Here is a 12260-nt window from a genome sequence, read left to right on the forward strand (position 1 = left end):
TCCTTAATCTAAAAAAAGGGGCTGTCACGGCTGCCCCCACCATAATATCGCGGCACTGAAAATCAAGATAAAAAATAAGGACCAGAAATAAAATCGGCTCGGCCCGGCTTTTTGTTATTTTCGCCAGAACTCGGGAACCAGCAGAATCAGTATGGTATAGATTTCAAGCCGGCCCAGCAGCATGCACCACATCAGCAGCCACTTTCCCATTACGGGAATATTTGCATAGTTGTCCAGCGGCCCTACCGCGCCGAAGCCCGGGCCGATATTGCCGATGGATGCCGCTACAGCGGCGGCTGATGTTACCGCATCCACCCCCATGGCGGCAAGTAAAAAGGAGCAGGCAATAAAAATAAGCACATAGAGGCACAAAAACCCCAGTACGCTCCGCATCACTTCGTCGGGAACCGTTTTGCCGCCGATTTTCACATGGGTCACCGCCTTTGGGTGCACCATGGAAAAAAGTTCCCGGTAGCAGTATTTCACGCAAAGCATGATGCGAATGCACTTCATGCCGCCGCCGGTGGAGCCGGCCGAGGCACCGACAAACATGCAGATAAAGAGAATCAGCTGGGAGAGGGCCGGCCATGTCTCATAGTCGGCGGTGGCAAAACCGGTGGTGGTGATAATGGACACCACCTGAAAGGCGCCGTACCGAAGAGACTGGCCGATGGTTTCATAGGCCCGGCCATGCAGATCAAGGCTGACCACGGCTGTCAGGCAGAGCACCAGCACCAGAAAAAAACGGCACTCCGGATTTTTCCAGAAGGCCAGGGTGTTTCCCCGGAGCATCTGGTAGTGCAGAGAAAAATTGACGCCTGCCAGCAGCATGAAAAGCGCCACCACCCAGTCGAGGTAGGCGCTGTTGTAAGCGGCGATGGAAAGGTTCTGTGTGGAAAAACCGCCGGTGGGCATGGTGGTAAAGGCGTGGCACACCGCGTCAAACAGACTCATGCCCCCCACCTTCAGCAGAAACACCTGGGCGACGGAGATCAGCAGATAGACCCGCCAAAGGGTTTTGGCGGTGTCCCGAATGCGGGGCTGAAGCTTGTCCACCACCGGGCTGGGCACCTCGGCCTTGTAAAGCTGCATGCCGCCCACGCCCAGAAAGGGGAGAATGGCCACGGAGAGCACGATGATGCCCATGCCGCCCAGCCACTGGATCATGCTGCGCCAGAACAAAAAACCCCTTTCAAGCCCTTCGATATTGGAGAGCACCGAGGCCCCGGTGGTGGTAAACCCTGAAATAGATTCGAAAAGGGCGTTGGTAAAAGACGGGATGGCGTTGCCGAAATAGAACGGCAGGGCGCCGAAAAAGCCGGCTCCGGCCCAGCAGAAGGCCACAATGGCCATGCCTTCCCGGTGGGAGATCATCTCTCCCCGGCCGGCCCGGAAGCCGGCGATCAGCAGTAACCCGCAGCTTACGGTGACGGCCATGGCGTAGACAAAGGGCCAGACCCCGGCCTCGCCGAAATAAAGGCTGACACCCAGGGGAAGGACCATGCACAGACCGATCCAGACCAGCAGATAGCCGGTGATATAAAAAATTCGGGGCCAGCTCATTTAGAAAAACTCCAGCTTGACGGAAAGCAGTTTTTCGATTTTAGGCACGGTTTCCCGCTGGGCGAAAATAATCACCCGGTCGTTGGGAGCGATAACGGTTTCCCCGGAAGGCACGATGATCTCCTGGTCCCGGACCACGCCCACCACCAGGGACCCCTTGGGCATGGAGATCTTTCGCAGGGGCGCGCCCACCAGCTCCGAGGTGGACAGGGCCATGGCTTCGATCACCTCGGCCTGCTCCCCCTTCAGGGAGATGGCCGAAAGCACCCGGCCTTTTCGAATGTGCTGCAGAATACTGTTGATGGCCGACAGCCGGGAGCTGATAATCTGTTCGATGCCGATGGTGGCCATCAGGGGAATATAGGTGAACTTGGAGATCTTGGTAATGGTGTTGGCGGCTCCCAGCCGTTTGGCCAGCAGGGAGATCAGAATGTTGGTCTGTTCGTCGCTGGTCAGGCTGGCCACAACATCCATGTCCGCGATGTTCTCTTCGGTTAACAGTTCCTGGTCCGATCCGTCGCCGTGAAGCACCACGGCCCGGGTCATCTTCTCGGCCAGCTGGGCGCACCGGTCCGGGTTGGACTCAATGATCTTGACCTTGATGTCTTCCTTTTCCAGGCGCATGGCCAGCCGGGCCCCCACCCGGCCCCCGCCCACGATCATCACCCTTTTGACCGGCTTCAGGGGTTTTCCAAAAAGGTTTAATGAATTGGCCAGCTTCTCCTTCTCACTGATAAAATAGACCAGGTCGTTGGCCATCAGCCGACTGTCGCCCCGGGGAACGATCATCTTTTCGTTTCGCACAATAGCGGCCACCAGGAAGTTGCTGTCCCCGGTTTTTACCGAAACCTCGGAAAGGCGCTGGCCGTTGAGGACCGAACTGTTGTCCAGGCGCAGGCCCACCAGCTTGAGCCGGCCGTCGGCCAGGTCCTCCACCTCCACGGCCCCGGATACGCTGATCAGCCGCTCTATAGTTTTGACTACCTCGATTTCCGGGTTGATGACGGTGTCGATGTGGGGAGCCTTTTCACGGAAAATCTCGTGGTAGGGATCAAAGTCGGCGTTGCGCACCCGGGCCAGTTTTTTCGTGGACGGGGAAAGAATGTCCGCGGTCAGGCAGGCCACCAGGTTGGTCTCGTCACTGTCCGTGACGGCCAGTATGATTTCCGCCTCCTTGATGCCCGCTTCTTCCAGCACGGCCGGGCTGCTGCCCGATCCCACGACGGTCTGGACATCGGTATACTCCGTCACCCGGCGCAGGGCATCCGGGTTCTTGTCCACCACCACCACGTTCTTGTTTTCAGCGGAAAGCCGGTTGGCGATGTGAAACCCCACCTCACCGGCGCCGATAATAAGAATCTTCATGGTTTTTCTCCGACCTGGTGTATTGGCCCCGGTCTTTTTCCGGGGTGCTTGAACAGCTGTTTTCTACCGCCGTGTTTTATATCAAAATTAATGAATTAACAACACTTTGTGTCGATGGGAACGGCGGAAAACAGGATTGACGGAATAACCGGCAGGTAAAGGCGTTCCACTTACTCGCCCCGGCGGGGAAACCACGCGTGGCGCAGCCACCCCAGCAGGGTGTTGCCCTGGAGCATGCCCTGGTCGATGGCCTGAAGTCCCCGGTGCAGGGACTCGGCGTCCTCGAACCACTGGCCCCGGGTGAAAAAGGGCTGTTCATCGGGGTTCAGCTCCCGCACCACCCGGGCCGGGTTTCCCGCGGCGATCACGTTGGCCGGCAGGTCGTTCATCACAACGGCCCGTGCCCCTACAATAGTATTTTCGCCGATGGTCACGCCCTTGCCGATCATGGCGTTGTCCCCCACCCACACGTTATCCTTCAACACCACCGGCCGGGCCGGGCCCAGAGTGACCCGGTTGTAAATATCGTGCCAGTCCGAATCGGTGATGTAGACACCGCTGGCCAGCATGCAGCTGTTGCCGATGGTGATGCTTTTGGCCGCGCTGATGCGGGCTCCGGGCGAGACCAGGCAGGCGTCCCCCACCGTGATGCCCGCTATGTCCTTTTCGTTGGACCAGACGGAAAACCGGACCCGGTTGTCGGCGGCGGCCATGACGCACACATGTTCGCCCAGCCGGACCGGCCCGCCGAACACCTCCACGTACCATGGCTGAATAAAGTTGAAGTGACGGCCCAGGCATTCAAACTGGGGCCGCAGAAAGTGGTTCACGTAAAGGGACTGTGCCCTTGTGTGAAGCTGCTTGATGTAATATGGACGGTGGTCTTTTCGCACAGGCCTGCTCTTGACGGCTTCGTAAAAAGCCCGGAATTCTTTTTTTACGGTATAGTTCCGTTTGGAAGCGTGTTTTTCAGGCAAACAGAAACGGGTATTCCGATGTCCAGAAATCGTGGGAAAACAACCGCGCCGCGGGTGTCAGGCGATACAGGGCGTCGGCCGCCAGCAGGGCAACCCCGTTGGTCCAGGTGATTTTCTGGCCCGGCCAGATCACGATTTTTGGAATGGTGAACCCGCACCAGTAGGAGCCGTCATCAAACCGCCGGTCCGCGATCCAGCCGAAGACCATTTTGGCGATCTCCTCGTTTCCCATGGCCGAAAGGGCCAGCACCAGCTCACAGGTTTCGGCAATGGTGATCCACGGTTCGTCGGACACGCACCGAACCCCGGTATTCTTTACCACGAACTTTTTCCAGTGCTTGTCGATGCGCCGCTGGGCCGCTTCCCCGGAGAGGGCGCCGCAAAGAACGGGGTAAAACCAGTCCATGGAAAACCGGGACTTGGCGATGTTAAACAGGTGGGGCCGGTTGGCCACGGCGTCGCCCAGGCGGGCCAGGGCGGTTTTCCACCGGGGCCGGCGGATACCCAGAATGTGGGCGGTGGCCAGGGCGCACTTTACGCTCATATAGATTGAACTGGAGCCGGTGCGCAGGGCCATGGGGTCGGTCTTTCCCTCCGGGCTTTTGGCCCAGTGAATCTCGCCGCTGTCGGTCTGAAGGCTCAAGGCAAAGTTGATGCCCGCCTCCACCGTGGGCCAGATCCCCTCCAGAAAGGCCCGGTCCCCGGTGATCATGTAATATTGAAAAGCGCCCACGGCAATGTAGGAGCTCATGTTGGTGTCGTAGGTTCGATCTTCGGGCACACCATCCCTGTAGGCGGCGTGCCAGCTGCCGTCGGCGTGCTGTTTTTCCGCCAGCCAGGCGTAGGCGGCCCGTGCCCGGTTGTAATGCCCCCCCACGGCCAGGCCCATGGCGGCCTCCACCATGTCCCAGGGATCGGTTTTATCGCCCTCGGACCAGGGAATGTCGCCGTTTTCCCGCTGGGTGGCGGCAATCCGGCCGCACACCGCGTCGATGTCCAGCGAAAGATCCTGCTTGAGGCTTAAAGCCGCTTTTGCGTTCATCCTTTTCCCCTGCTACCGCCAAACGGCGAAAAACGGGCGATTCGCCCGGATATGTCATGAAATATTCGGTCAGCCGTTTGTCCGCTCAAACTCCTTCATGAAATCCACCAGGGCCTGAATCCCCTCCATGGACATGGCGTTGTAGATGGAGGCCCGGCATCCGCCCACGGACCGGTGGCCTTTCAGCCCGCCCAGATCGTTTTTCGTGGCCTCTTCCACAAACCGTTTTTCCAGGTCTTCGGAAGGCAGGCGGAAGGTGACGTTCATCAGGGACCGGCTGTCGGCATCGGCCGTGCCGTTGTAAAAGCTGCTGGCGTCAAACAGGTCATAGAGCAGGGCCGCCTTTTCCCGGTTGACGGCATCCATCTTTTCCAGCCCGCCGATGGTCTCTTCCAGCCACTTGAGCACCAGGTCAATGGCGTAGATGGTAAAGCAGGGCGGGGTGTTGTACAGGGAATTGGAATCGGCATAGGTTTTGTAGGCCAGCATGGAGGGCAGGCCGGTGTTGGCTTTTTCCAGAAGGTCGTTTTTCACAATGACCATGCAGACGCCGGCGGGACCGATGTTTTTCTGTGCCCCGGCATAGATCAGGCCGAATTTGCTCATGTCAAGGGGCCGGCTCAGAATATCGGAAGACATGTCGCTGACAATGGGCACGCCCTTTGTGTCGGGAAAATCGGCCCACTGGGTGCCCTTGATGGTGTTGTTGGAGGTGATGTGCACATAGGCGGCATTCGGATCAAGAGAGAGTTCCTTTGGAATATAGGCAAAGTTCCGGTCTTCGGACGAGGCCGCCACGTTAACGGTTTTGCCGAGGATTTTTGTCTCCTTGATGGCCTTGGTGGACCAGGTGCCGGTGTTCACGTAGTCGGCGGACTTACCGTCGGGAAGCAGGTTCATGGGCACCATGGCAAACTGCATGCTGGCGCCGCCCTGAACAAACAGCACCTTAAAGTCGTCGCCGATGCCCAGCAGTCGTTTCACGCGGGTCACGGCGTCGTTGATGATGGCGTCAAAGGGTTTGGACCGGTGGCTGACCTCGGTGATGGACATACCGGTGCCGGCAAAGTCAAGAAAAGTGGCCTGTATCTCTTCCAGTACACTCAAGGGGAGGGCGGCCGGTCCGGGGTTGAAATTGTAAATACGTTTCGACATGTTGCAAACCTCCGTTTACACAAACTGTTTTTCTGGTATAATCCGATAAAAAAGATGACTTAACCCGATTTACCAAAAGATGTCAATGGTAATTTGATCCCATCCATTTGAGAACAGGAAAGATTATGAAAATTTATACCTCTGGAACGCCGGAAGCGGACCGGCGGCTGGACCGCATCATCAACCGGGGACTGGATTATACACCGGAACAGCTTCACCAGGTGGCGGCCATTGTCGCGGATGTGAAAAAAAACGGGGACAAGGCCCTGGAGCGCTATACCCGGCAATTTGACGCCCCGAAACTGGCGGCTTCCGGGTTCCGGGTCACAGCAGCGGAAATGGCCGGTGCCGCAAAGGAAGTGGACCGTTCCTTTGTTAAGGCCATCAACCGGGCCATTGGCCAGGTGAGCGAATTTCACGCCATGGGCCTGGAAAAGACCTGGACCGCCGAGCCGCGGCCGGGGGTGGTGGTGGGAAAAAAGGTCACACCGGTAGACTCGGCCGGCATCTACGTGCCCGGCGCCACCGGGGGCCGGACGCCCCTGGTCTCCACCGTTCTTATGGGCGCCATTCCCGCAAAAACCGCCGGGGTGCGGCGCATCGTGATGGTGACCCCGCCCCGGCAGGACGGCACGGTCAACCCTCATCTGCTGGTGGCGGCAAAAAAGGTCGGGGTTCATGAAATCTACAAGGTGGGCAGCGCCTGGGCCATCGCGGCCCTGGCCCATGGCACCAAAACCATAGCCCGGGTGGACATGATCGCCGGGCCGGGCAACATTTACGTGGCCCTGGCAAAAAAAATCGTGGCCGGTACCGTGGGCATCGACATGATGGCCGGGCCCAGTGAGATCCTGGTGGTGGCCGACGGTAGCGCCGACCCCCGATATATCGCCGCGGACCTGCTTTCCCAGGCCGAGCATGACGCCCTGTCCGCCGCGGTCCTGGTGACCACCTCCATGAAGGTGGCCCGGGCCGTTTCCGACGAGGTCAAACGCCAGACAACCGGTATCAGCCGGTGGCAGATCGCCCGGAAGGCCCTTGCCGCTTACGGGGCCGTGTTTGTGGTGAAAAGCAAAAAAGAGGCCTTTGCCCTGGTCAACCGGTTCGCGCCCGAACACCTGGAGCTGCACACGAAAAATCCGGAAAAGGACCTGGACCAGATCCGCAACGCCGGCGCCGTTTTCCTGGGTCCCTACACACCCGAGCCCATCGGCGATTACGTGGCCGGGCCCAACCACACCCTGCCCACTTCGGGGTGCGCCCGGTTTGCCTCGGCCCTGTCCACCGCCCATTTTCTGAAAAGGACCAGTATTGTCTCTTATTCCAAAGCGGCCTTTCTGTCAGAGGCCGCTGATGTGATGCGCATCGCCGCCGTGGAGGGTCTCGACGCCCATGCCAATGCCGTGGGGGTAAGGCTGGAGGAGGAGTAAAAGGGGGGTATGGCTCACGACAGGGCTTCCCTGACTTTTTCCGCCAGCTCCCGGATGGAAAAGGGCTTGGCCAGAAAGCAGATATGGTTTTCAATCAGGTCGCCGTTGCTGATGGCATTGGCCGTATAGCCGGATATGTAGAGGCACCTGACGGTAGGGATCGTTTCCCTGATGCAACCGGCCAGTTCGTGGCCGCTCATTTCCGGCATGACCACGTCGGTGAGCAGCAGGTCGATGGCGTGCCCGCCGGACCGCGCCAGCGCCAGGGCCTTTTCCGGAGAATCGGCGGCCAGTACGTTGTAGCCGAGCTGCTCCAGCACGGTGACGCCGAATTTTAAAATCGCCGGGTCGTCTTCCACCATCAAAACAGTCTCGGTGCCTCCGGGTATCAGGGAGCTGGCCGGGTGCTTTACCCCCTCCTCAACCGTCTGTCCTTCAACTTCGGGAAAATAGATTTTGAAAGTGGTGCCCTGGCCCGGTTCGCTGTATACCCGGATAAAACCGCTGTGCTGCCGGACAATGCCGTAAACCGTGGCCAGTCCCAGGCCGGTTCCCTGTCCCTTTTTTGTGGAAAAAAACGGTTCAAAAACCTGGGACTGGGTCTCTTTGTCCATGCCGCAGCCGGTGTCGCTGACAGCCAGCAGGAGATAGGCGCCGGAAAGGCTTTCTCCCTGGCCGATGTCATAACGCTGGTCCAGCAGCAGACGCCGGGTCTCAATGGTGATCGTTCCGGTATCGCCGACGGCGTCCCTGGCATTGACCAGCAGGTTGGTCAGCACCTGGTCCATCTGGGAGGGGTCGATCAGGATATGGCCGGGGGTTTCTCCCGGCAGCCATTTTAACGAAATATTGGCGCCAACAAGCTGATGCAGCATGGGCAGCATGTCTGAAATGGCCTGGTTGATATCAATGATTTTCGGAATCACCGTCTGTTTTCGGGCAAACGCCAGCAGCTGCCGTATCAGGTCTGAAGAACGGGTCGCCACGTACTGGATGGTTTGCAGCTGCTCCCGGCCGTTCTCGTCTATGTCCTGCTGCATGCGGATCAGTTCGGTATTGCCGATGACAACCGACAGCATGTTGTTAAAGTCGTGGGCCAGCTTGCCGACCAGCTGGCCGATGGCCTCCATCTTTTCGGCCTGGTAAAGCCGGGCTTCAAGCTTTCTTCTCTCCTCTTCGGCGCGTTTGCGCTCTTCGACTTCCGCTTTTGCCCGTTTAATGGCGGCGTTATTGATGGCAAACACGCTGGCCGCGACAAAGCAGGAGACAATCACCGCCAGGGCGTTGTCGGTCAAAAAATCCATGACCGCATAGTCGGGTATGGCCAGTTGGGGCCGAAAGAAATAGACAAACCCGAACAGAAAAACAAGGTTGATCAGGCCATACAGCGCAATGACCGACTTGCGCCGGTGAATGACCAAAGGCAGTAACCCCAGCAGGCTGATGATATAAACAAACGAGTCCAGGCGGGCCACGGGCTCGCCTGGATCGACCACCATCACGATCCAGACCGCTGTCATGATGATGACGATCAGCAGGTGCGCGGCCAGCAGAAAATAGCCCCGGACCAGGAGCCGCAGGACGACAAGTAGACAGGCGGTGCTTAACAGCAGGGTGACAATGACGCTGTTAACCAGATAGCCCACATTAAGATGTTGAATGATGCCGGCAAGAAAGGTCAGCACCAGGATTGCGGCAAGAATGACGATGCATAAAACCAGGAAAAACCGGGCTTTGAGCCGGCGGTCGATGTCGGCGTATGAATAGGCGGACAGTGCCCGGTCAAACAGTTTTCCCACGGAATCCCCCCCGATTGATATGGCCCGGAGACGCGAAAAACGGTTTTGTGCTATGCAAAAGAGTTTACCGCAACCCGGCGTTCCAAGTCAATGCGAGGGCGCAGGTATGTTTGCCAACCCGGATATCTCACGAAATGTGCGGGCTAGCGGGCGATCATAGCCCGCATCATATCGCCCGCGTTTTCCGCGTGGTCGGCGATGTTGCCGATTTTTTCGGCCAGCATGATGGCATGAAACACGGAAACTGGGTCCATGTCCACATTGAATATCTTCTGTTTCAGGGCGTGTTCCACCTGGTCGGAGTCGTGCTCTTTCTGGCGCAGATTGCGAATGATCTCTTTTACCACCATGCGCTGCTTTTCCGAAAAGCTGGTAAAGTATTTTCTGGCCTCCTTTACCATGTCGTCCAGGGTCTCAATGGGGTCGATGACACTGTCCACCAGCCGGGCAAAATCCTTGTGCAGCACCTGGGGAATACCCTGGCTTTCGCGGTAGGCGATCCAGCTGAGAACCCCTTTCATGGAGTCAAGCACACTGTCCTGCTCACGGAGGTATCGGAAGAGCTGAAACTTGTCCACCGGCAGCATGGTGCCCTTGGGCAGGTGTCCCCGAATGCGGCGTTTGATGGCATCGGCCTGTCGCTCAATCACGTCCACGGACCCCTTGTGGTTGTCAAAGGTGGTGCACCGGTCCGACATGTGGCACTCCATGGCCTCCTGAAAGGCCCAGGCGCACTCTTTTACCTTTTCGGCGTGCTCCTGAAGCCCTTCAAAGGGCGATGTGGTAAACAGGGAAACAAGCGGAATACGCATATTGCCTCCTTAAAACAGTATGAATTGAAGCAGCTTGAATACCACCATGCTGGTGATGGCCGCCGCCGGCACCGTGAGAATCCAATATACGACGATGGAATAAATGACCCGGAAGTTCACTGCCTCAAACCCCCGGGCCAGGCCTACGCCGATGACGCCGCCCACGGCCGCGTGGGTGGTGGAGACCGGCAGGCCCAGCTTGGAGGCGGCCATCACCGTGGTGGCCGCCGCGAAATCCACGGAAAACCCGCGGGTGTTGTTCAGTGTGGTGATGCGGGAGCCCACGGTTTCAATCACCCGCCGGCCGGCCATGGCAATGCCCGCAGCAATGCCGATGCCGCCGAAGGCCAGCAGAAAGACCGGCACCGGTACGGTGTTGATGCCGGCCACGCTGCCGGTTTTAACAATATAATAGATCAGGGCCAGGGGGCCGATGGCATTGGCCACGTCATTGGCGCCCTGGGCCAGAGCCACATAACAGGAGGTGCCGATCTGAATACGGCGGAAAATGGTCTCGGTCTCATCCCCCTCGTGGCGCATGCCGAAGCGGACGATGGCCGCTTTACCGGCAACGCCGCACACGGCGGAAATGACCAGTGCCCAGCCGATGGCTATGGGGGCACTGACATTCAGCGATTCACCCAGCGGGGTTTTAAACAGAAACGACAGGGCTACGATCAGCACCGCCATGCCGATAAACAGGGGGGAAAGTTTTAATGCCGTGCCGGAAGCGTTTTTTTTCCGATAGATGGACCGGATAATGATCTGAAAGGTCAGGTAGGCGATCACCAGGCTGAAGAAAGGAGAGATGATCCAGGAGGCCACCACCTGGCCCAGCTTGGCCCAGTTGATCACGGAAAAGCCGCCGGCCATGATGCCAAAGCCGATCATGGCGCCGACAATGGAGTGGGTGGTGGAGACCGGTAACGACTTCCAGGTGGCAAACGACACCCACAAAGCCGCGGCCAGCAGGGCCGACAACCCTCCGATCAGGGCCATGTTGGGATCGGCCAGCACATCGGTGGATACGATGCCCTTGCGAATGGTGTTGGTAACATGGGAGCCGATAAAGATCGCGCCGATGATGTTCAGAATGCCGGCAATAAAGACCGCCTGCCGCAGGGTGATGGCCCGGGCCCCCACCGCCGAAGCCATGGAGTTGGCCACATCATTGGCGCCGATGTTCCAGGCCATGTAAAAACCGAACACATAACCGCAGGCCAGTATCACATACTCAAGACTCATTTTGCTTTATTCTCTCCCCGGCCCTTCCCTTTGGGTGGAAAACGGGCCGCCGATATTTATAAGCCTGAAATTATTATTTTTTTAAGCGGAGCCCGAATCAAAACCAATCGTTTTCTAACAGAAACCAAACATTTGACCTGTGACCTATCATGAAAGAAGAGAAGGCGCAATCTGAATCTGGAGACAGGGAATCAGATTCCGATCGTTATCGGGATCTGGATCGAAATCGAATGGTGTTACGGGCAAAGCGCAGGCTTGCCCGTGCTTCATTTAATCATCTTTTTTCTTTCTTATTTATCAGTGTACTTTTCTTGGCGGCAAGAAAAGTACCAAAAGAACCGCGCCCCGCAGCTTGGCCTTCGGCTTCCCTCGCGCAGACGGGTTTTTCGGCGCGGGCAGGAACTCACTTCGCTCAGACAGCCTGCCCGCTGTTTCCGAAAAACCCGTCTGCGCTCGGCTGCGCTGCAATGGGCGGGTGTCGTACGTTAAATGGCCGGCCCGTAACGAAAATGTTGAACTCTGATGGGTGTCACGGGCAATTATGCAGGGGAAACCCGTGGTTGCCCGCCAGCCGGTGTCGATTCCGATAGCGATTTCGATTATAAAGGAATGAGGGTCAATTTTATGTTGGGTCGCCCAATCAAGCCGGGCAGTGACGTGTGCGGTGGCGGTTTGCCGGGAGGAAACGGAAGGATGTTCTGGTCGGGGCGGCAGGATTTGAACCTGCGGCCCCTTGCACCCCATGCAAGTGCGCTACCAGGCTGCGCTACGCCCCGACGGAAGAACAGACCTCGAATACCATTTACAGGCAATCACTGTCAAGGGAAATATCGGCCGGTTCTCTCTGTTGCCGGCGGCACCATGACGGGCGC

General features: G+C 57.9%; 9 protein-coding genes and 1 tRNA gene. 1 reads left to right on the top strand and 9 read right to left on the bottom strand.

Annotated features, from left to right (window positions below):
- Positions 1–114 precede the first annotated feature (114 nt).
- From DOLE_RS16550 to serC, 5 genes are all read right to left on the bottom strand, one after another.
- The gene (locus tag DOLE_RS16550; protein WP_012176630.1) at positions 115–1563 is read right to left on the bottom strand and encodes a TrkH family potassium uptake protein; all 1449 of its coding nucleotides are present in this window, start codon (positions 1561–1563) and stop codon (positions 115–117) included.
- Positions 1564–2928 carry a Trk system potassium transporter TrkA gene (gene trkA, locus DOLE_RS16555; protein ID WP_012176631.1) on the bottom strand — a complete coding sequence of 455 codons (1365 nt, stop codon included), beginning with the start codon at positions 2926–2928 and terminating at the stop codon, positions 1564–1566.
- A gap of 170 nt (positions 2929–3098) precedes the next feature.
- A complete protein-coding gene (locus tag DOLE_RS16560; RefSeq protein WP_041281318.1) occupies positions 3099–3821 on the bottom strand; it encodes an acyltransferase in 723 nt (240 codons plus the stop codon).
- 76 nt (positions 3822–3897) lie between these two features.
- On the bottom strand, positions 3898–4947 hold the full coding sequence (locus DOLE_RS16565) for a prenyltransferase/squalene oxidase repeat-containing protein (RefSeq protein ID WP_012176633.1): 1050 nt from the start codon (positions 4945–4947) through the stop codon (positions 3898–3900).
- A gap of 69 nt (positions 4948–5016) precedes the next feature.
- On the bottom strand, positions 5017–6102 hold the full coding sequence (serC, locus tag DOLE_RS16570; RefSeq protein ID WP_012176634.1) for a 3-phosphoserine/phosphohydroxythreonine transaminase: 1086 nt from the start codon (positions 6100–6102) through the stop codon (positions 5017–5019).
- A 125-nt stretch (positions 6103–6227) separates the two neighbouring features.
- Between serC and hisD the strand changes: the two genes are divergently transcribed.
- A complete protein-coding gene (gene hisD / locus DOLE_RS16575; RefSeq protein ID WP_012176635.1) occupies positions 6228–7532 on the top strand; it encodes a histidinol dehydrogenase in 1305 nt (434 codons plus the stop codon).
- 14 nt (positions 7533–7546) lie between these two features.
- On the opposite strand, the gene DOLE_RS16580 is transcribed toward hisD, so the two are convergent.
- The 4 genes from DOLE_RS16580 to DOLE_RS16595 form a co-directional block, all read right to left on the bottom strand.
- Positions 7547–9331 carry an ATP-binding protein gene (locus DOLE_RS16580; protein WP_012176636.1) on the bottom strand — a complete coding sequence of 595 codons (1785 nt, stop codon included), beginning with the start codon at positions 9329–9331 and terminating at the stop codon, positions 7547–7549.
- Between the two features lie 143 nt (positions 9332–9474).
- Positions 9475–10143: a TIGR00153 family protein gene (locus DOLE_RS16585; protein ID WP_012176637.1), complete on the bottom strand. Its 669-nt coding sequence runs from the start codon at positions 10141–10143 to the stop codon at positions 9475–9477.
- A gap of 9 nt (positions 10144–10152) precedes the next feature.
- Positions 10153–11388, bottom strand: coding sequence for an inorganic phosphate transporter (locus DOLE_RS16590; RefSeq protein ID WP_012176638.1), 1236 nt, complete (start codon positions 11386–11388; stop codon positions 10153–10155).
- A gap of 699 nt (positions 11389–12087) precedes the next feature.
- Positions 12088–12164 (bottom strand) — tRNA-Pro (locus DOLE_RS16595).
- Positions 12165–12260 lie beyond the last annotated feature (96 nt).

It is taken from the genome of Desulfosudis oleivorans Hxd3 (assembly GCF_000018405.1).
Classification (GTDB): domain Bacteria; phylum Desulfobacterota; class Desulfobacteria; order Desulfobacterales; family Desulfosudaceae; genus Desulfosudis; species Desulfosudis oleivorans.